Origin of the sequence: Croceibacterium atlanticum (genome assembly GCF_001008165.2) — a bacterium.
In the GTDB taxonomy this organism is placed as follows: Bacteria; Pseudomonadota; Alphaproteobacteria; order Sphingomonadales; family Sphingomonadaceae; genus Croceibacterium_C; species Croceibacterium_C atlanticum.
The window spans coordinates 15,156-34,799 of record NZ_CP011452.2; the positions used below are offsets into that span (position 1 = coordinate 15,156).

At 62.6% G+C, this 19,644-nt stretch carries 22 protein-coding genes and 1 tRNA gene; 15 read left to right on the forward strand and 8 right to left on the reverse strand.

The window, feature by feature from the left end; all coding sequences use genetic code 11:
• Positions 1 to 10: 10 nt before the first annotated feature.
• From infB to pnp, 9 genes are all read left to right on the forward strand, one after another.
• Complete coding sequence (infB, locus tag WYH_RS00120) at positions 11 to 2,623, forward strand: translation initiation factor IF-2 (RefSeq protein WP_046902204.1); 2,613 nt, start codon at positions 11 to 13, stop codon at positions 2,621 to 2,623.
• A gap of 123 nt (positions 2,624 to 2,746) precedes the next feature.
• Complete coding sequence (locus WYH_RS00125; RefSeq protein WP_328700727.1) at positions 2,747 to 3,286, forward strand: DUF1697 domain-containing protein; 540 nt, start codon at positions 2,747 to 2,749, stop codon at positions 3,284 to 3,286.
• A 2-nt stretch (positions 3,287 to 3,288) separates the two neighbouring features.
• Positions 3,289 to 3,690 carry a 30S ribosome-binding factor RbfA gene (rbfA, locus tag WYH_RS00130; RefSeq protein ID WP_046902205.1) on the forward strand — a complete coding sequence of 134 codons (402 nt, stop codon included), beginning with the start codon at positions 3,289 to 3,291 and terminating at the stop codon, positions 3,688 to 3,690.
• 10 nt (positions 3,691 to 3,700) lie between these two features.
• The gene (locus WYH_RS00135) at positions 3,701 to 4,285 is read left to right on the forward strand and encodes a thymidine kinase (RefSeq protein WP_046902206.1); all 585 of its coding nucleotides are present in this window, start codon (positions 3,701 to 3,703) and stop codon (positions 4,283 to 4,285) included.
• Positions 4,286 to 4,340: 55 nt separating this feature from the next.
• Positions 4,341 to 4,718: a hypothetical protein gene (locus tag WYH_RS00140; protein ID WP_046902207.1), complete on the forward strand. Its 378-nt coding sequence runs from the start codon at positions 4,341 to 4,343 to the stop codon at positions 4,716 to 4,718.
• 47 nt (positions 4,719 to 4,765) lie between these two features.
• On the forward strand, positions 4,766 to 5,455 hold the full coding sequence (locus WYH_RS00145; protein WP_046902208.1) for a site-2 protease family protein: 690 nt from the start codon (positions 4,766 to 4,768) through the stop codon (positions 5,453 to 5,455).
• Positions 5,456 to 5,527: 72 nt separating this feature from the next.
• A complete protein-coding gene (gene truB, locus WYH_RS00150; RefSeq protein ID WP_046902209.1) occupies positions 5,528 to 6,508 on the forward strand; it encodes a tRNA pseudouridine(55) synthase TruB in 981 nt (326 codons plus the stop codon).
• A gap of 5 nt (positions 6,509 to 6,513) precedes the next feature.
• Positions 6,514 to 6,783, forward strand: coding sequence for a 30S ribosomal protein S15 (rpsO, locus tag WYH_RS00155; RefSeq protein ID WP_046902210.1), 270 nt, complete (start codon positions 6,514 to 6,516; stop codon positions 6,781 to 6,783).
• A 244-nt stretch (positions 6,784 to 7,027) separates the two neighbouring features.
• Positions 7,028 to 9,316 (forward strand): polyribonucleotide nucleotidyltransferase, encoded by a 2,289-nt coding sequence (gene pnp / locus WYH_RS00160; RefSeq protein WP_046902211.1) that lies wholly within the window; start codon positions 7,028 to 7,030, stop codon positions 9,314 to 9,316.
• Between the two features lie 135 nt (positions 9,317 to 9,451).
• Here pnp and WYH_RS00165 read toward each other — a convergent pair whose 3' ends face one another.
• Complete coding sequence (locus WYH_RS00165; RefSeq protein ID WP_046902212.1) at positions 9,452 to 9,961, reverse strand: DUF1993 domain-containing protein; 510 nt, start codon at positions 9,959 to 9,961, stop codon at positions 9,452 to 9,454.
• Between the two features lie 86 nt (positions 9,962 to 10,047).
• Between WYH_RS00165 and WYH_RS00170 the strand changes: the two genes are divergently transcribed.
• Genes WYH_RS00170 through WYH_RS00185 form a run of 4 tightly spaced genes read left to right on the forward strand, consistent with a single transcriptional unit; the run spans position 10,048 to position 13,711 of the window.
• Positions 10,048 to 10,923: an SDR family NAD(P)-dependent oxidoreductase gene (locus WYH_RS00170; RefSeq protein WP_046902213.1), complete on the forward strand. Its 876-nt coding sequence runs from the start codon at positions 10,048 to 10,050 to the stop codon at positions 10,921 to 10,923.
• A complete protein-coding gene (locus WYH_RS00175; RefSeq protein ID WP_169780659.1) occupies positions 10,916 to 11,920 on the forward strand; it encodes an SDR family oxidoreductase in 1,005 nt (334 codons plus the stop codon). The genes WYH_RS00170 and WYH_RS00175 overlap by 8 nt, the downstream gene beginning before the upstream one ends.
• Positions 11,913 to 12,299: a VOC family protein gene (locus WYH_RS00180; protein ID WP_046902214.1), complete on the forward strand. Its 387-nt coding sequence runs from the start codon at positions 11,913 to 11,915 to the stop codon at positions 12,297 to 12,299. Before WYH_RS00175 ends, WYH_RS00180 begins: the two co-directional genes overlap by 8 nt.
• Positions 12,300 to 12,349: 50 nt before the next feature.
• Positions 12,350 to 13,711: an MFS transporter gene (locus tag WYH_RS00185; protein WP_046902215.1), complete on the forward strand. Its 1,362-nt coding sequence runs from the start codon at positions 12,350 to 12,352 to the stop codon at positions 13,709 to 13,711.
• Here WYH_RS00185 and arsB read toward each other — a convergent pair.
• The 5 genes from arsB to WYH_RS00210 all read right to left on the reverse strand — a co-directional run bounded on the left by arsB (position 13,708) and on the right by WYH_RS00210 (position 17,780).
• Complete coding sequence (gene arsB, locus WYH_RS00190; protein ID WP_046902216.1) at positions 13,708 to 14,778, reverse strand: ACR3 family arsenite efflux transporter; 1,071 nt, start codon at positions 14,776 to 14,778, stop codon at positions 13,708 to 13,710. The genes WYH_RS00185 and arsB overlap by 4 nt on opposite strands.
• A 19-nt stretch (positions 14,779 to 14,797) precedes the next feature.
• Positions 14,798 to 15,226 carry an arsenate reductase (glutaredoxin) gene (arsC, locus tag WYH_RS00195; protein WP_046902217.1) on the reverse strand — a complete coding sequence of 143 codons (429 nt, stop codon included), beginning with the start codon at positions 15,224 to 15,226 and terminating at the stop codon, positions 14,798 to 14,800.
• 10 nt (positions 15,227 to 15,236) lie between these two features.
• Positions 15,237 to 15,566: an ArsR/SmtB family transcription factor gene (locus WYH_RS00200; protein ID WP_046902218.1), complete on the reverse strand. Its 330-nt coding sequence runs from the start codon at positions 15,564 to 15,566 to the stop codon at positions 15,237 to 15,239.
• Positions 15,567 to 15,676: 110 nt separating this feature from the next.
• Positions 15,677 to 16,582 carry an OmpA family protein gene (locus WYH_RS00205; protein ID WP_179945437.1) on the reverse strand — a complete coding sequence of 302 codons (906 nt, stop codon included), beginning with the start codon at positions 16,580 to 16,582 and terminating at the stop codon, positions 15,677 to 15,679.
• A 502-nt stretch (positions 16,583 to 17,084) separates the two neighbouring features.
• Positions 17,085 to 17,780 (reverse strand): GcrA family cell cycle regulator, encoded by a 696-nt coding sequence (locus WYH_RS00210; RefSeq protein ID WP_046902220.1) that lies wholly within the window; start codon positions 17,778 to 17,780, stop codon positions 17,085 to 17,087.
• A 79-nt stretch (positions 17,781 to 17,859) separates the two neighbouring features.
• Between WYH_RS00210 and WYH_RS00215 the strand changes: the two genes are divergently transcribed.
• On the forward strand, positions 17,860 to 18,762 hold the full coding sequence (locus WYH_RS00215) for an ABC transporter permease (protein WP_046902221.1): 903 nt from the start codon (positions 17,860 to 17,862) through the stop codon (positions 18,760 to 18,762).
• Between the two features lie 25 nt (positions 18,763 to 18,787).
• Here the strand turns inward: WYH_RS00215 and hspQ are convergent, their stop codons facing one another.
• Positions 18,788 to 19,168, reverse strand: a complete 381-nt coding sequence (hspQ, locus tag WYH_RS00220) for a heat shock protein HspQ (protein ID WP_046902222.1) — start codon at positions 19,166 to 19,168, stop codon at positions 18,788 to 18,790.
• 167 nt (positions 19,169 to 19,335) lie between these two features.
• Here hspQ and WYH_RS00225 point away from each other — a divergent pair.
• Positions 19,336 to 19,425, forward strand: a tRNA-Ser gene (locus tag WYH_RS00225).
• A gap of 1 nt (position 19,426) precedes the next feature.
• Here the strand turns inward: WYH_RS00225 and WYH_RS00230 are convergent.
• Entirely contained in the window at positions 19,427 to 19,636 is a 210-nt protein-coding gene (locus WYH_RS00230; protein ID WP_046902223.1) for a hypothetical protein, read from the reverse strand.
• Positions 19,637 to 19,644: the final 8 nt, after the last annotated feature.

The following is a 19,644-nucleotide window of genomic DNA, read 5'->3' on the forward strand; positions in this document are numbered from 1 at the left end:
TTAGAGGCGTATGAGCGATAACGACACCACACCGACGCGCACCCGCAAGCCGCTTGGGCTGAAGCGTTCGGTCGATGCTGGGGAGGTCCGGCAGACCTTCAGCCACGGCCGCACCAACAAGGTGGCGGTCGAGGTGAAGCGTCGCCGCAAGCTGACCAAACCTGGCTCCGCGCCTGCGGAGGACACGGCGCCGACTCCTGCGCCTGCTCCGGAACCTGTTGCCGAGCCGGCTCAGACCCCGGCCCCCGCTCCGAAGCCGAAGCCGGCCCCGGTGGCGAAGAAGCCCGCAGCGCCCAAGGCGCCTGCTGGCGAGACTCCTCAGGAACGCGTTGCCCGCCTCCAGCGCGAGGCCGAGGAAGACCGCCTGCGCATGGCCGAGGAAGCGCGCCGCCGCGAGGAAGAGGAACGGCTGCAGAAGATCGAGCAGGAAAAGCGCCGGGCAGAGGAAAACCGCAAGGCCGAGGAAGAAGCCGCCAAGGCCCGTGCCGAGCAGGAGAAGGCCGCCGCCGAACAGGCAGCCTCTGCCGAGAAGGCAGCGAGCGAAGCGCCGGCCAAGGCCGAGGCCGAACCTAAGCCTGAGCCCAAGTCCGAGCGGAGCCCCCAGGCTGCCAGTCCGGCACCGCGCAGGTTTACGCCTGTCGCCCGGCCCGAACCGAAGCGCCCGCCCGAGAAGAAGCGCGAGAGCAAGGTTCAGCAACCGGTCAAGAGCGCTGGTGGTGATCGCGGCGACAAGCGCCGTTCGGGCAAGCTCACTGTCACCAAGGCGTTGAACGAGGATGAAGGCCGCCGCGCCCGTAGTCTCGCCGCGCTGAAGCGTGCGCGGGAGAAGGAACGCCGTGCCCATGGCGACGGACAGCAGCGTCCGCGCGAAAAGCAGGTTCGCGACGTGATCGTGCCGGAAGCCATCACGGTCCAGGAACTGGCCAATCGCATGGCCGAAAAGGGCGCCGACCTGGTGAAGGCGCTGTTCAATCTGGGCATGATGGTCACCGTCAACCAGACGATCGACCAGGACACGGCGGAGCTGCTGGTCGAAGAATTCGGTCATAACATCCAGCGTGTCAGCGAAAGCGATATCGACATCCAGGAGAGCGAGGCGGATCCGGAAGAAACGCAGAAGCCGCGTGCTCCGGTGGTCACGATCATGGGCCATGTCGATCACGGCAAGACCAGCCTGCTGGACGCGCTGCGCGGGACAGATGTGGTCCGCGGCGAAGCGGGTGGCATCACCCAGCATATCGGCGCCTACCAGATCACTACGAAGGACAAGCAGCAGCTGACCTTCCTCGATACGCCGGGCCACGAAGCCTTCACGCAGATGCGTGCGCGTGGTGCCAATGTGACCGATATTGTGGTGCTGGTGGTGGCAGCGGATGACGGCATCATGCCGCAGACGGTGGAAGCCATCAATCACACCAAGGCCGCCGGCGTGCCGATGATCGTTGCGATCAACAAATGCGACAAGCCGGAAGCCAATCCGAAGCGCATTCGCGAACGTCTGCTCGAACACGAAGTCATCGTCGAGGAAATGAGCGGCGATGTGCAGGATGTGGAAGTTTCGGCCAAGACCGGCATGGGCCTGGAAGAACTGATCGAAAAGATCATGCTGCAGGCCGAACTGCTGGAGCTGAAGGCACGGCCGGACCGCAATGCCGAAGCGACCGTGATCGAGGCTCAGCTGGACAAGGGCCGCGGCCCGGTGGCCACTGTGCTGGTGACGCGCGGCACGCTGAAGCGGGGCGACAGCTTCGTTGTCGGCACCGAAAGCGGCCGCGTGCGCGCCTTGATCGACGACAAGGGCAAGCAGGTGAAGGAAGCCGGTCCTTCGACTCCGGTCGAAGTGCTGGGCCTAGGCGGCGTGCCGCAGGCCGGTGACACGCTGACAGTGGTCGAGAACGAACAGCGCGCCCGTGAAGTTGCCGAATATCGCCAGGAAAAGGCGACCGAGAAGCGGACAGCGACGGCGCCGACCAGCCTGGACGCCATGTTCGCCGGTCTCAAGAACGACGTGATCGAATTCCCGCTGCTGGTGAAAGCCGACGTGCAGGGTTCGGTCGAGGCGATCAACAGCGCGCTGCACAATCTCTCCAATGACGAGATCAAGGTGCGCGTGCTGCATTCCGGCGTGGGTGCGATCACGGAAAGCGACGTGACCCTGGCTGCCGCTTCCAAGGCGCCGATCATCGGCTTCAACGTGCGTCCCAATGCCAAGGCGCGCCAGCTGATCGAACGCGACAAGGTGGAGATGAAATATTACGATGTCATCTATCACCTGACCGAAGAAATCGCGAAGGAGATGGCGGGCGAGCTTGGGCCACTCCGGATCGAAAACGTGGTTGGCCGTGCAGAGGTCAAGCAGGTTTTCCCTGCGGGCAAGAAGGACAAGGCCGCCGGTCTGCTGGTGGTAGAAGGCGCCATCCGCAAGGGGCTCCATGCCCGTCTCACGCGGGAAGACGTCATCGTGTCGGCAACGACCATCGCTTCCCTGCGGCGCTTCAAGGACGACGTGGACGAAGTCCGCGCCGGCCTGGAATGCGGCGTGGTGCTGGCCGATACGAACGACATCAAGCCGGGCGATCATCTCGAAGTCTTCGAGGTGACGGAGCAAGAACGGACACTGTAACATACTCCCGCTTGCGGGAGGGCTGGGTAAGCGTGGGCCCGCAAGGGCCCGCCTTGCCCGCCGATCTTGCCGCGTGCCGCCAGGTGGCGCAGCCTCTCCCGCGAGTGGGAGGGGGATAGGAACATGATGACACGTTACGTTGCCCTGTTCGGTTCCATCAATGTCGGTGGTAACCGGCTGAAAATGGTGGATCTGCGTGACGCTCTCGAACGCGAGGAGTTCGAGGATGTCGAAACCGTCGTCGCCAGCGGGAACGTGCTGTTCACGCATGAAGAACGCCCCAGCGAAGGGCTGGCGGAAAAGCTGGCCTATGTCGTGCAGGATCGCTTCGGCATCGAAACCTTCGCGGTGGTGCGCAGCCGCGATGAATTGCAGGCCGCGCTGGACGAAAGCCCCTTTGCCGGGGAGGGCGAGGATAATCTCGTCCATGTGCATTTCCTGGAAGGCCAGCCGGATGCGGAGGCGTTTGACAAGCTGATTGCCGATCACGCGGGCAAGGGGGCGGAACGGATTGCCCCCGGCACCAGGGCATTGCATGTGGATTATGTCGACGGGACGGGTAACAGCAAGCTGACCGGCGGTTTCATCGCCCGGCGGCTGGGTTGCCGCGGCACGGCCCGCAATGTCCGGTCGATCGCGCGGATTATCGAGAAGATGGACTGATCATGTCACGCCAAACCCATTCCAATGAAGATCAATCCGTCCGCCTGCTGAAAGTGGGCGAACGCGTGCGCCATATGCTGAGCGAGATCCTGACACGGCAGCAGGTGCATGACGATACGCTGTCAGCGCATACCGTCTCCGTTACCGAAGTGCGGATGTCGCCGGATCTGCGGCAGGCAAAGGTTTATGCCAAGCCGCTGCTGGGCGGGGATGAGGCAGAGGTGCTCAAGGCGCTGCGCCGCAACACCGCCTTTTTCCAGCGCGAGGTGGCGAAGAGGCTGGGTCTCAAATTCGCGCCAAAATTGCGTTTCATGGAAGACGAAAGCTTCGACGAGGCCGATCGGATCGAGAAATTGCTGTCCGACCCCAAGGTTGCGCGCGATCTGGACGACGATGAAGGCTGAGCGGCCCTGAATGGCCAAGCTCTACTTCTATTATGCCAGCATGAATGCGGGGAAGAGCTCCACCCTGCTGCAGGCCGCGTTCAATTATGGCGAACGGGGCATGAAGGTGATGCTGTGGACCGCCGCGATTGACGACCGGCCCGGATTCGGCGCGATCAGTTCGCGCATCGGCCTGTCCAGCGACGCCCACCGCTTTGACGAGACAACCGATCTGCTGGCCCATGTGCTGGAAGAACATGGCGAAACGCCGCTCGCCTGCGTGCTGGTGGACGAAGCGCAATTTCTGACCGACCGGCAGGTCTGGCAATGCGCCAGCCTGGCCGACCGGCACGATATTCCCGTGCTCTGCTACGGCTTGCGGACCGATTTTCAGGGGCAGCTCTTCCCCGGTTCCGCCGCCCTGCTGGGCATTGCCGATAGTTTGGTGGAACTGAAGGCCGTATGCGAATGCGGCCGCAAGGCGACGATGAATTTGCGGGTCGATGCGGCGGGGCGCCCGGTAATGGCCGGGGCGCAGACCGAGATCGGCGGTAACGAGCGTTACCTTGCCCTGTGCCGCCGCCACTTCTCGGAAGCGCTGGGCCTGCACGAATAGGAATTCACGCAAAGTTCACGGCGAAAATGGTTCTGCGGCAACAAGGAGATGCATCATGTTCGCCATCGCAAGTGCCATTGCCCTGCTCGCCACGCCGCTTGCCGCACAGGAAGGCGGATCCTTGCCCGGTGTTTCGGACGAGGAGACCAGGATCACTTCGGGCAGTGTGGAAAGCGTGGTCAGATCCACCGATTCCCTGCTCTTCGTGCGTGACCGGGCCAATCGCTGGTACCGTGTGCAGTTGAACGACAATTGCCTGCGTCCCGTTCCGCAGATGGAAACGCTGCTGTTCGACAATGCCGGTTCCGGCCCGATCGACAAATTCACTTCCGTCCGCGCGCAGCAGACCGGCATTTCCTGCCGGATCGTAAGCATCCGCCGTTCCGAAGCGCCGCCCCAGGTGGATTCAAAGAGCCGCGTTCCCGCTAACTGAGCGGATTACGTTGCCGCGGGGCATTGCGCACCCTACCTAGGCGGCAAATGACCGACACGATCCTTATCGCATTGGCGCTGATACCGGCGCTGGTGATCGCAATTGTCTTCCACGAAGTTGCCCATGGCTGGGTCGCGCTGATGCTGGGGGATCCGACCGCGCAGGAACAGAGGCGCCTGTCGCTGAACCCGATCCGCCATGTGGATATATTCGGCACGCTGATTCTGCCCGGAATGCTGGCTCTGACAGGTGCGCCCGTATTCGGCTGGGCCAAGCCCGTGCCGGTCAATAAATGGCGGCTGCGCAATCCGCGTTACGACATGATGGCGGTCGCTGCGGCAGGGCCGGGCACGAATCTGATCCTGGCCGCCGTGGGGGCAATCCTGCTCGGCCTGTTTGCTGGCGGTTTGACGGAGCAGCCGACCGGAGTTGCGGGCTTTTTCTTCGTCGCCCTGCAATTCTTCATCATGATCAACATCTTCCTGGCGCTGTTCAACCTGTTGCCGATCCCGCCCTTCGATGGATCGCATATCGTGGAAGGATTGCTGCCGCCATCGGCCGCACGGGTCTATGCCAGGTTGCGCCCATGGGGCTTCCCGCTGCTGTTCATGCTGTTGCTGGTGATACCCTATTTCTTCCCGGAGCTGGGCATTATCGAAAGAGTGGTTCTGCCGCCGGTAATCTGGGCTCAGGATCGTTACATGGCACTTGCCCAATGGGTGGCGGGCGCATTCTGATCCGGCCGTCCCCGCCGCTTTGCCCGCACTTGCATGGCTGACAGGGCCGGGCAGGTCCGCTAGGGGCCGCCAATGCCCGATGGTTGGCTCATCCTCGACAAACCGCGCGCGCTTGGTTCGACCCAGGCGGTCAGCGCCGTGAAACGCGTTCTGCGCAAGGCGGGCTATGGCAAGGTGAAGACCGGCCATGGCGGCACTCTGGACCCGCTGGCGGAGGGTGTGCTGCCTATCGCCCTGGGCGAAGCGACCAAGTTGGCCGGGCGGATGCTGGATGCCAGCAAGACCTATGCCTTCACCATCCGCTTCGGCGAGGAAACCGATACGCTGGATGCCGAAGGCGAAGTGGTGGCGCACAGCGACCGGCGCCCGCCAATGGCCGCCATTTCAGCGATCTGCGAAACATTCGTGGGCGAGATCGAACAGGTGCCGCCCGCCTATTCCGCGCTGAAAGTGGATGGAAAACGCGCCTATGACCGGGCGCGGGCGGGGGAAGAGGTGGAAATGAAGAGCCGCCGCGTCACCATCCATTCGCTGGAAGTCGCCGGCGGGGGGCAGCGCGATCCGGTGCAATCCGCCTTCGCCACCACGCTTGGCCGCCCCGATCCCTTCGATCCCGAACCGCCGCTGGAACTGGCCGATACGGTGACGCTGGTGGCAAATGTGTCCAAGGGTACCTATATACGTTCCCTGGCGCGCGACATCGCCCATGCGCTGGGCACTGTCGGCCATGTGACGTGGCTGAGGCGTGTAAAGGCCGGACCCTTCACTGAAAGTCAGGCGATTTCGCTGGACATTCTGGAGGAAATCGGTAACGGCGCGCGGCTTGAAGATCATCTTCTGCCGCTGGAGGCGGGGCTGGACGGTATCCCGGCCCTTACCCTCGACCCGGAGAGCGCGCAGGCGGCCCGTCAGGGTCGGATCCTTTCCGGAATGCCCCTTTCCGATGGGCACTATTTCGCCAAGACGGGGGATGTGCCCGTGGCGTTGATGGAATTGTCGGATGGGACGGCCAGGGTCGTCAGGGGTTTCAATTGTCAGGATACCGCGGAGTGAAATGAATGTCGGTTACCGCCGAAAAGAAGACTGAAATCATCAAGGACAATGCGCGCGTTTCGGGCGACACGGGTTCCCCGGAAGTGCAGGTCGCAATCCTGACCGAACGTATTCGTAACCTGACGGAACACTTCAAGGACCACCACAAGGATAACCATTCCCGCCGTGGTCTGCTGATGATGGTCAACAAGCGTCGCAACTTGCTGGCCTATCTGAAGAAGAAGGACGTGCAGCGTTACAACGACCTGATCCAGAAGCTGGGTCTGCGTAAGTGATCTGAATGCTTCGGCCCGCCTCTGGCGGGCCGTTTCGCATTCGTATCCCGCTGATGCGGGGCCGGGGCGAAAGAATGCTCTGGAAACTGGATTTCCGCTTTCGCGGGAATGAAAAATCGGGGTGCAGCTCGCAATTCGGCGAGTGTCGCCTTGGGGCGAGACAAAATGCCCCACACCGGACCGGGACGGTATCCCCGGCAGTAAACCCCGCCGGCAATAGGGCCCGCGGGCAAAAGGAAATAGAATGTTCGACACGAAAACCGTATCGCTGGAGTGGGGCGGAAAGACCCTCACTCTGGAAACCGGGCGTATCGCCCGTCAGGCCGATGGCGCCGTTCTGGCGACCTATGGCGAAACCGTGGTGCTGTGCGCCGTCACCGCCGCGAAGAGTGTGAAGGAAGGCCAGGATTTCTTCCCGCTGACCGTCCACTATCAGGAAAAATTCTCCTCCGCCGGCCGTATCCCGGGCGGCTTCTTCAAGCGTGAGCGCGGTGCGACCGAAAAGGAAACGCTGACCAGCCGCCTGATCGACCGTCCGATCCGCCCGCTTTTCCCTGAAGGTTTCTATAACGAAATCAACGTGATCTGCCAGGTCCTGTCCTATGATGGCGAGACTGAGGCGGATATCGTTGCGATGATCGCCGCTTCCGCTGCGCTGACCATTTCCGGCGTGCCCTTCATGGGGCCGATCGGTGCCTGCCGCGTGGGCTTCGTCGATGGCGAATATGTCCTCAACCCGCAGCAGTCCGCCGCGCTGGAAGAAGGCCGGCTCGACCTGATCGTCGCCGCCACTCAGGATGCGGTGATGATGGTCGAATCCGAAGCGAAGGAACTGACCGAGGAAGAGATGCTCGGCGCGGTCATGTTCGCGCATGAGGAATCGAAGAAGGTCATCGGCGCGATCATCGATCTGGCTGAACAGGCCGCCAAGGAACCGTGGGAACTCGACACGAGCGACGATGGCTCCGCCATGAAGGCCGAGATCAAGGGGCTGATCGGTGACGATATCGCCGCCGCCTACAAGCTGACTGACAAGTCGGCCCGTTCGGACGCGCTCAATGCCGCCCGCGCGAAGGTGAAGGAACATTATGCCGAGGCCGACGGCCGGACCGGCATGACCGCGATCAAGCTGACCAAGAAGCTGGAAGCCGAAATCGTGCGCACCGCCATCCTGAAAGAGGGCAAGCGTATCGACGGGCGCAAGCTGGACCAGGTCCGCCCGATAGAAAGCATGGTCGGCTTCCTGCCGCGCACCCATGGTTCGGCACTGTTCACCCGCGGTGAAACGCAGGCGATCTGCACCACCACGCTGGGCACCAAGGACAGCGAGCAGATGATCGACGGCCTCGACGGCCTGACTTATCAGAGCTTCATGCTGCACTATAACTTCCCGCCCTATTCGGTTGGCGAAGTTGGCCGTTTCGGCGCCCCCGGCCGCCGCGAGATCGGCCATGGCAAGCTGGCATGGCGTGCGCTGCACCCGGTCCTGCCGAGCAAGGATGACTTCCCCTACACGATCCGCATCCTGTCCGACATCACCGAGTCCAACGGCTCGTCCTCGATGGCGACGGTTTGCGGCGGCTGCCTGTCCATGATGGATGCCGGCGTGCCGATCGAACGCCCGGTTTCGGGCATCGCGATGGGCCTGATCCTGGAAGGCGATGAATTCGCCGTCCTGTCCGACATCCTGGGTGACGAAGATCACCTGGGCGACATGGACTTCAAGGTCGCTGGTAGCGAAGCGGGCATCACCAGCCTGCAGATGGACATCAAGATCGCCGGCATCACCAAGGAAATCATGGCCAAGGCGCTGGAACAGGCCAAGGCCGGCCGCGCGCATATCCTGGGTGAGATGACCAAGGCGCTGGGCACTGCCCGCACCGAACTGTCCGCCCATGCGCCGCGTATTGAAACGATGCAGATCGACAAGTCGAAGATCCGCGACGTTATCGGCACCGGCGGCAAGGTCATCCGCGAAATCGTGGCGGAAACCGGCGCCAAGGTGGATATTGACGATGAGGGCGTGATCAAGATCAGCTCTTCCGACCTCAGCCAGATCGAAGCCGCGAAGAAGTGGATCGAAGGCATCGTCGAAGAAGCCGAAGTCGGCAAGATCTACACCGGCAAGGTGGTGAACATCGTCGATTTCGGCGCGTTCGTGAACTTCATGGGTGGCAAGGACGGCCTCGTCCATGTTTCCGAAATGAAGAACGAACGGGTCGAGAAGCCGACCGATGTCGTGTCCGAAGGCCAGGAAGTGAAGGTCAAGGTTCTGGAGATCGACAATCGCGGCAAGGTCCGCCTGTCGATGCGCGTCGTGGATCAGGAAACCGGCGAAGAGCTGGAAGATACCCGCCCGCCGCGTGAACCTCGCGAACCCCGTGGGGATCGTGGTGATCGTGGCGGCCGTGGCGGTGGAGATCGCCGCGGTGGCCGTGGCGGCCGCGGTGGCCCCCGTCGCGATCGCGGCGAAGGCGGCGGCAAGGAAGGGGGCAATCCCGATCACATGCCAGCCTTCCTGAAGGACGACTGATAGAGATCAAGCTGCCCCCGCGCCGAATAATCGGTGCGGGGGTTTTGCTTTCCGTACTGGAGAGGAGGGGGCCGCGGGGGCTGAAAATCCCGCGGCCCTTTTTCCGTTTGGGGCGATGCTTTCGCCCGGTGGCAATTAAGCCTTGAGGCGCAGCTGGCCGAGATAATCCAGCTTGCCGACTGTCACGCCCTTGGCGCGCAGCACGCCGTAAGCGGTGGTGGCGTGGAAATAGAAATTGGGCCGGCTGAAGCTCATCAGGAATTCCTCTGCCGTGAAATCCAGCCGCTTCGGGCCGATTTCGAACCGCATGTCCTGACCGACAAAGCCTTCCATCTCGTCTTCGGTTACGCCGTTCAGGAACTCGATAGCCGCGTCCAGTTTCTCGCCCAGCGCGGCCAGCGTTGCGGGCGGCTCGCTCATATCAGGATTGAACACGCCCTTGCGGACGCCTTCGATGGCGCCCTGGCTGTGCACGGCCATGCTCTTTATCTGGTATTTGAAGGGCAGCATGTCCTCGATCAGGCAGGCATTGACCACCTCTTCCTCGTTCATGTGGCAGGATGCGGCCTTGTCCAGCCAACCCTTTCCGGCGCCCAGGATCTGGAGCCAGCCGGGGATGATTGCGGCATGTAGTGAAACGGTCATGGCAGTCCTCTGTCGGTTATCTCTGCGGGCCATAGACGACCCGGCGAGGCTCTGCCACACAGTGCAGTGAATTGCGGGAGAGAGATATGCCCATCGAAAGTTTCGACGGGAAAACGGCTTTCATCACCGGCGGTGCCAGCGGCATCGGGCTGGGCATCGCGCAAGTGCTGGTGGAACGCGGGGCGAAGGTCGTCCTTGCCGATCTCCGGCAGGATCATATCGATAATGCGCTGGCCCGGTTCGCCGGGGGCGGACAATCCAATGCCGTCAGCGCGCTTCAGCTCGATGTCACCAATCGCGAAGCCTATCGCGAGGCGGCGGCCAGGATGCAGAAGGAATTCGGCGGGATAGATATATTGGTGAACAATGCCGGTGTCGGGCTGGAAGGGCCGATACTGGAAGCCACCTATGCCGATTACGATTTTGGTTTCGGCGTGAATGTCGGCGGCGTGATCAACGGCTTTATCGAATTTCTTCCGCAGATGGTTGCCCATGGCCGGGGCGGGCATATCGTTTCCACTGCCAGCCTGGCCGCCGAAGTGGTGATGCCGCCCCATCTGGCGATCTACGCCGCCAGCAAGGCCGCCGTGTGCCATTATTGCGAAGCGGTGAAGCCGGAACTGATGGAAAAGGGCATCGGCGTATCAATCCTGCTGCCGGGCCCGGTCAAATCCAATATCCATGAAACGCAGCAGAACCGGCCCGCGCACCTGCTTGAAGGAAGTGGGTTCAAGGATAGCGAGAAGAAGCTGTCCCGCCGGATCGTGGGTGAAAACTGGATGGAGCCGGAAGAGGCCGGAATGCTGGTGGCTGACGGCATTCTTGCCAACCAGACCTACATAATCACCCATGGCTTCTACAAGGATGCCATGCGGGCGCGGGCGCAGGCCGTGCTGGGGGCCACACCGGACAAGGTCGAGGATGCGCCCGATTTCGGCAGGTTCCGGGAAGAGGATGGATAGGCCGATGGAGGTTCTGGCCGGCAAGGTAGGCTTCATCACCGGCGGCGCCAGCGGAATCGGGCTGGGCATGGCCCGCGCATTCTTGGAAGAAGGGATGAAAGTGGTCCTGGCCGATTGGAGCGAGGAGCATATCGCCGCGGCGAAAGAGGGGCTTTCCGGCAATAATGCGGTGCATTTCGTGCGTGCAGACGTGGCCGATCGCGAAAGCATGCGGGCAGCCGCGGCGGAAGCGCTGGAGGTGTTCGGCAAGATCCACGTCCTGTGCAACAATGCCGGGGTGAATGGCGGCGGCAAGGCGGGCGATCCCGATTTCGAGGAATGGGACCGCGCCATGTCGGTCAATCTCGGCGGGGTGATAAACGGCACCAAGATCATCGTCCCGATCATCCGCGAACAGGGTGAAGGCGGCCATGTCATCAACACCAGTTCCATGGCGGGCATTGTCCCGCTGCCCAATCTGGGTGCCTATTCCACGTCGAAATATGCCGTGCGCGGTTTCTCGGAGAGTTTGCGCCTGCAACTGGCAAGGCAGGGTATCGGCGTATCCTGCCTGTTTCCCGGCGCCACGCGCACGGCGATCGTGCCCTTGCCGGAAGATAATCCCGGCACGGTGGATGAAGAGAACGCGCCCCAATTCCTGAAGAATCTCTGGCAGGCGATGCGCGAAGCGATTGATCCCTTCGATACGGGCAAGGCCGTGGTGGAAGCGATCAGGGAAAACCGGTTCTACATCTTCACCAATCGCGAATTTCTGGAAGAGGTAAGGCAGCGCCATCGCGAGATAGAGGATGCCTTCCCGATCCAGGATCCGCCGCCCGGAAGAATCCGGTTCGAGAGTGAGCGGGCGGAAAATGGTTCGCAATCTGATGGCGCCGGGCAATCGCCCCGTGCCGGAACGGCGCGGATAGGGCGTGGAAGCGGGCCCCCCATGCGGTGGCGGCGCAGCGCCGGGGCACGGCCCATCCCGTCAGGATGGGGGAGTTTTCCGCATGACTAAGCCGGCGCCGCTTGTCTTTTTCGACATTGCCGCTTTCGATCTCGCTGCCCAGCGCCGTTTCTACAGCGAATTGTTTGGCTGGGAAATCGGCGAGGACGGCCGTTTCTCCATCCCGGCGCATGATCCGGTTTCGGCCAGCTTGCGGGTCGAACAGCCCGGTGCTGCGCCGGTGGCGGAAAAAGTGCTCTATTTCGGTGTGGAGGACATTACCGCCGTGCAGGAAAGGGCGGTCGAACTGGGCGGTGCTGTCGGCTTCCCGCGCATGGTGGTGCCCGGCGTCGTGATCCTGGGGATGCTGGTCGATCCGGCAGGCAACCGCGTGGGCGTCGTGGAAATCAGCGATGGAGAAGTGGTGGTGCCTTCGCTGCCGGAAGGCTGACCGCAAGAATATACACAAGCCGGGAAACACCGGCAGGGAGAGGGTGAGATATGAAGACGACTTTCAGCGACGCTTTGTCGCGCATCAGCGTTCAGCCATTTCAGTGGCTGACCGTGGCGGTCTGCATGCTGATCCTGGTGGCGGATGGGATGGACCTGCAATTGCTGGGCATCGTGGCGCCGCTGGTGATGGAAAGCTTCGGCACGGACAGCACCACATTCGGCTGGGCAATGGGCGCGGCCCTGGTCGGTTTCGGCATCGGATCATGGGCCGGGGGGCAACTGGGCGACGGGATCGGGCGGCGCTGGACCCTGGCGATTGCCGCGCTGGTCTTCTCATTGGCGACAGTGGGCGCAGGCACGGCCACGGATGTGTGGCAAATGGCCGGATGGCGGCTGGTCGGCGGGCTGGGCTTCGGCGCGGCCTATGCCAATGCGCTGGCCATGGCAGGCGAATGGTTGCCTGATCGCTGGCGCCCGGTCACGGTCAGCACGCTTTCGGTCGGCACGCCCATCGGCGGCACGATCGTTGGCTGGATCGGCCCGGATCTTGCCGCTGCGCATGGCTGGGAAGGGACTTTTGTCCGCATCGGCCTCGCCACCATGGTTCTGGTGCTGATCATCGCCGCCGCCTTGCGCGACAGCCCGTCCTTCCTGCTCGCTTCCGGCAAGACTGAACGGGCACAGCGCAATGCCAAGCTGGTGCTGAAGGACGATCTGACACTGCTGCCGGAAAGGCATGAAACCGATACGGAAGACGGCCCTTCGATCGGCGTCCTGCACAAGAGCAATGCCCGCGTGAATGCCGGGATCGCACTGGCCTTCGCGGCGGCGGCCATGGTCGCCTATTCCATTTTGAGCTGGACCACCGTGATGTTGACCCAGCGCGGTTTCACCCTGGCGGTGGCGGGCAATGCCGTGGCCTGGGCGGGCATCACGTCCATGATCGGATCGATCATTGTCGGCATTGCCATGCGCCGTTTCGGATCGAAGCCGGTCATGCTGGTGATCAGCGCGGTTCTGATGGCGCTGATGATCGGGCTGGGATCGGCTGTCGAAGGCCTGCCCGCTTCGCCGGACGCGGCGCAGCAGGCGCTGGTTACATGGTTGATCGCCGCGGCGGGCGGATTCTTCAGCGCGGCCATTGCCGGCATGTATGTGATGATGACTTATGCCTATCCGCAAAGCTGCCGGTCGGCAGGGATCGGCTTCGGCATTTTCATGAGCCGGGTCGGCGCGATTTCCGCCACGGCCTTTGGCGGCGGATTGCTGGCAGCGGGCGGGGAAAGCACGATGCCTTTCTTCGCCGTATTGACCGTGTCGGCCGCGCTGATTGCCGCCGCTGCCTTCGTGGTGGACCGGCATGTGCCGAGCCTGGCAGAAGCGGAAAGGCGGCGGCTCGCCATGGCCTAGGGGGCGGGGAAACTGCCCCGCGTGCGATTGGCATAGGCGACTAGCGACAGCATCACCGGCACTTCCACCAGCACGCCGACCACGGTGGCAAGTGCCGCGCCGCTGGACAGGCCGAACAGGCCGATCGCCACGGCCACGGCCAGTTCGAAGAAGTTGGACGTGCCGATCAGCGCGCAAGGGGCGGCGATATTGTGCGGCACGCGCCAGGCCTTGGCCGCCGCATAGGCAATTGCGAATATGCCATAGCTCTGGATCACGATCGGGATCGCGATCAGCAGGATCAGCAGCGGATTGCCCACGATCACTTCCGCCTGGAAGGCGAAGAGCAGGACGACCGTGGCCAGCAGGCCGATGATCGACCAGGGCTTCAGCCGCGCGGTGAACGCGTCCACCGCCGCTTCGTCTCCGCCATGGCGGGCGATGACCTGCCGGCGGGTGATCGCGCCTGCCACCAGCGGCACGACGACATAAAGCAGGACGGAAAGCAGCAGGGTTTCCCATGGCACTTCGATATCGGTCACGCCCAGCAACAGGGCCACGATGGGCGCGAAGGCGACGATCATGATCAGGTCGTTCACCGATACCTGCACCAGCGTATAGGCCGGATCGCCACGGGTAAGCTGCGACCAGACGAAGACCATTGCCGTGCAGGGTGCTGCGCCCAGCAGGATCAGCCCGGCAATGTACTGGTCGGCTTCGGCACTGCCGATCAGGCCGGAATAGAGATGATCGAAGAACAGCACGGCCAATGCGGCCATGGTGAAGGGCTTGACCAGCCAGTTGACCGCCAGAGTGATGACCAGCCCCTTGGGCTTGCGCCCGATATCCCGCACACTGGCAAAATCGACGCCTACCATCATCGGATAGATCATCGCCCAGATCAGCACGGCAACCGCCAGATTGACCGAGGCATATTCCAGCCCGGCAATCAGCCCGACCGTGCCCGGCATGGTCAGGCCCAGCGCGATACCGGCCATGATCGCCAGCGCCACCCACAAGGAAAGGAAACGCTCGAAGAAACCGAGCGGAGAGGAAACGGCCGGAGAGGCGGCCAATTGCTGGTTCATGGTCTTGCCTCTTTCCCGGTCAGAGGATGCGCCGGCCGCTGGAATCAATAACCTGTTCGCCGTCTTCCTTCGCGAATGCACGCATTTGCGGTCCAGGCAGCAGGTCCAGCACCTTTTCCGATGGACGACACAGTGCGACGCCCAGCGGCGAAACCACGATCGGACGATTGATAAGCACCGGATGTTCCATCATCGCGTCGATCAATCGTGCATCGGAAAGGGCGGGATCGCCCAGGCCCAAATCCGCAAAAGGCGTGCCTTTTTCCCGCAGCAATTGACGCGGGGAAATACCTGCCCGTTCGATCAGGCGTTCCAGCATAGCGCGGGATGGCGGCGTCTTCAGATATTCCACCACATGCGGTTCGATCCCGGCATTGCGGATCATCGCCAGGACGTTGCGCGAAGTCCCGCAATCGGGATTGTGGTAGATGATGATGTCGGCTGGCATGAGGCGATCCTCAGCAGACGGCCAGATCTGCGAATAGCGGTTCGCACAGATCGGCCCGCCCTTCGCAGCAATCGCGGGCGAGGAACAGCATGAGGGCGCGCAGACGGTCAATCTGTGCACGCTGGATGAAATTGCGCCCGCTTTTTTCGGATTGAACCAGCCCGGCCTTCACCAGCACGGCCAGATGGGTGGAAAGCGTGCTCTGGCTAAGGCCCATCGCTTCCACCAATTGCCCCGTCACCAGCCCTTGCGGTTCGTGGCGGACGAGCAGGCGGAAAGTGGCCAGCCGGGTAGGATGGGCCAGCGCGGCCAAAGCGGAGAGAGCGTCTTCCTCGTTCATTCCATCGGAAATACCCGATGTATTGTCGAGGCGTCAAGACGGATCGGGAAATGCCGATTGGTCAGGTATCGTAAAAGCCGGGGTGGGCCGCAGCCCACCCCGGGGAGAACTTACAGCTCGTCAACCGCCTTGCTGACGAGGATATTCACCGAAACGCGGCGGTTCTGGGCCTTGCCGGCTTCCGTGTCATTGCTGGCCAGCGGATCGGCTTCCGACATGCCGGTCGGCGTCAGCATGCGATAGGGCTTCCATCCGCAACGCTGCTGCAGGAAGTTCACCACGCGGCCGGCGCGCTTCTCGCTCAGCACCTGGTTGTATTCCTCGTCACCCACGGAATCGGTGTAGCCGACGACCAGCAGCAGGGCGTTGTCCATTGCCTCTGCCTGGTTGGCGGTGGCGCACAGATCGGCTTCGGCCTGGCGCGAAAGCGCCCATTTGCCGGTGTCGAAATGCACGTTGGTCGTGCCCTTGAGATTGTACTGGTCGATATCGCCCATCCGGCCGCGCAGGGCCTCGGTCGCCATTGCGTTCTTTTCGATCGCCACGTCATGTTCGGCGAAGCGCTGGGCCGTGCCGCCACGAATCATTTCGGCGGTTTCCAGATCGTCGTCCTTGAAACGGATCTTGCTGGCGATCAGCCCGCCTTCCCATTCAACCGTCTCCACGGTGACCGGCAGGCCGTTAAGCAGTGCATCGGCGGCCAGTTGCGTGCGGCCGAGGCCGAGGAAGCCGCCCTTGGCCTTGATCTCTGTCGCGTCGGAAACGAGAACCTTGGTCGCTTCGCCGGCCGGGGTCGTGATCTGCATTTCGCGGCCGCGGCGCGCAGAAATGAAGCCTTCCACTTCAGGACCCGCAGCAAGGCCGGTCAGGTCATCGGGAAGCGCGCCGAAGACATTGATGGATTCTTCATTCTGCGCCGTGCGCAGATTGCTGGCCGGTTCCAGTTCCTGCGCCGAAACGCTCGTCGCCGGCACGGCCAGCATTGCGGAAAGGAAAAGGGCGGTTCGTCGGGACATGATATTCACTAGGTTTCTCCTCAAACTAAATCAGCCGGCGCAGCGTGTTCGCGACCTATCGTCTACCCACCACGATGATGGTCCGACCGGCTGTGAAAGCTCCCGTCACAAGGTTGGCATGGCGTACGGCGCGCATGCCGCACGTGAACGGCCCCCGCCTGTTCATCTTGACCTTGCAGGCACATGAACGCTTTTGGCGCGATGGTTAATTAAAGGGGTGTTTCGAGCGCTCTGTGCGACGAACCGTTGTGGCCGTCGGCTGGAGGGCACCTCCTTGGCTGCGGGGTAAACCCTGCTGGCGGAGTTGAGTCCCTCCGCCCTATGCCGAGTGCGAAGCCACGGGAGCAGGAAGCGTCTGGCCGGGCTGATGCGCGGAATTGCTCCGCCGGGACTGTGTTTCAACTGTTCCAGGCGATTGGCCGACCCTGCCTGCCGGACACGAAAAACCCGCCGTCCCGGGTGGGCGCGGCGGGTCTTCGATTCGATTATGACGCGGTGCGGATCAGCGCACGCGCGGGCCGCCAAAGGGCAGGGGCGGCGGGGGACGGCGGGCGCCGCGCGGCAGCTGTGCCTGATAGGCCCGGCCGCAATGTTCGACGCAATAGGGGAAGCCGGGATTCACCTTTTCACCGCAGAAGTGGAAATCAGGCTCTCCCGGATGGCCCATCGGCCAGCGGCAAACCCGCTCGCTGAGATCGAGAAGGCTGGTCTTGTCCGCGATTTCCGGGCTCGGCTTGGCCGGCACAAGGCGGCGCGGCGGGGCCGGCGGAATCGGGGCCTGCTGGTCGCCCGGACCCTGGCGAAGAAAGCCGCCGGGGCCAACGGAAACGATACGGGGCATGTTCTGCGCGGGCCGCTGTTCTTCCGGCGGCCGCTGGACTGTCGCTTCCTGCTGCCGTGGCGCGGGTTCGGCCGGCTTCGCCTGTGGTTGCGGTTGCGGTTTGGGCGCCGGGGGCTTCGGCTTGGCGGCGGGCGGTTTGGCCGCGGCTTGTTTCGCGGTAGCGGCCTTGCCCTTGCTCGCACCCTTATCGTCATTGGACTTCACCGGCGAGGGGCGCGACTTCAGGCCAAGACGATGCGCCTTGCCAATCACGGCATTGCGGGACACGCCGCCCAGCTCTTCTGCGATCTGGCTGGCAGTTGCGCCGCCCTCCCACATCTTGGTCAGCGTCGCGATGCGTTCTTCGGTCCAGCTCATCAAAAATCCATCAATTCATCATGCGGGCGGGCCGCGCTGCATCTTGCCAGCACAGGCGAGGGCCGATAGTCGGCTCCACATGGTCGATCAAGTCCAAGCAGCAGCACCAGACGGCGCCGGCACCTCACCCGAATTTGTCGACCCCGGTACCAAGGCAGGGCGCAGATTTCCGCCCAAGGGGCAGCCCCTGATCACGGGCTTCAACCGGATCGGGCTGTGGAGTCTCTATATTAAGGAGATCCGGCGGTTTCTCAAGGTCCAGACGCAGACTGTCTGGGCCCCGGCCGTAACGACCCTGTTGTTTCTGGTGATCTTTACCGTCGCGATGGGCCGTGGCGGCCGCGAAGTGCTGGGCGTGCCTTTCGCCACTTTCGTTGCGCCGGGCCTGATCATGATGGGCATGATGCAGAATTCCTTCGCCAATTCCAGCTTCTCGCTGCTGTCTGGAAAGTTGCAGGGCACGATCATCGACGTGCTGATGCCGCCATTGAGCGAAGCGGAATTGATGATTGGCATTGTCGGCGCGGCAATCACCCGCGCCATCATGGTCGGCGGCGCGGTTGCTCTCGCCATGGCCCTGTGGCCGGGCGTCACGCTGATGGCGGCCCATCCCTGGGCGATTATCTGGTTCGGCCTGATGGGCGCCACCCTGCTTGCGCTGATGGGTTTGCTGACAAGCCTGTGGGCCGACAAGTTCGATCACGCGGCGGCCATCACCAATTTCGTGGTCGCGCCGCTTTCGCTCCTGTCGGGCACGTTCTACGTCATCGGCAATCTTGCCCCCGCTTTCCAGGCGATCAGCCGCGTAAACCCGTTTTTCTACATGATTTCGGGCTTCCGCTTCGGGTTTCTGGGTGCCAGCGACATCGGCAACAGCAACCACGCGGTGATCGGCGCGGCAGTGGGCGTGGGCGTGCTGAACCTCGCGCTAGGTTTCGTGACCTATCGCGTGCTGAAAAGCGGGTGGAAGATCAAGAGCTGACGGGGGCGCCGGACGGCGCCCTTCGTCAATGGGTCAAGCCGCGACGCAGGCGATATCGCCCGTCGGTAAAATCGTCGAACAGCTGCTGAAGGCTCGGGTGGTCGATAGGTCCGCCATCGCGATCGACCATCAGGTTCTGCTGGCTGACATAGGCGACGTAAGACGATTCCTCGTTCTCGGCCAGCAGGTGATAAAATGGCTGGTCGCGCCGCGGGCGCATGTCTTCAGGAATGGATTCGTACCATTCCTCGCTATTGGCGAAGACCGGATCGATATCGAATACCACGCCGCGAAAATCGAACATGCGGTGCCGGACGACATCGCCGATTGCAAAGCGCGCTTCTGCATGGCGCGGCGCCTTGACCTGCCGACCTGCTTGCGGAGAGAAGTATCTGGAATGATCCATATCGCCAAAATATAGAAAGCCGTGGGCGAGGGGCAAGTCTTGCACAATTCGCAATCCCCGACTTTGGTGTGAAAGTGCGCTTTCAGGGGCTTGGCAAGCCGCGTCGCTTCGGCTAACCGCCGCGCTCCCAGCCGACCGGGCGCTCGCGCCCCCATGCGCTTTCCTGCGGAGAGGTGCCGGAGTGGTCGAACGGGGCGGTCTCGAAAACCGTTGTGCCCTCACGGGTACCGAGGGTTCGAATCCCTCCCTCTCCGCCACTTAATCTGAAATTTGCGCCAAGGGCAGGTCTGCGTTGCAGAACCCCTCGGTTCGGCATTCCCGCGATAAAATTGCTCTCTCCGAGAGAACCAAGCGTTCCAGCATTTCAGCACCCTGGAAGCGGCAAATCCCGACATCGATTTCGGCTTTTTCGCCGCCAGCGTCGCCATCGGGCTCGCGAACGCGCCGTGTGTCTTTCTCGGCTTTCATGAATCATT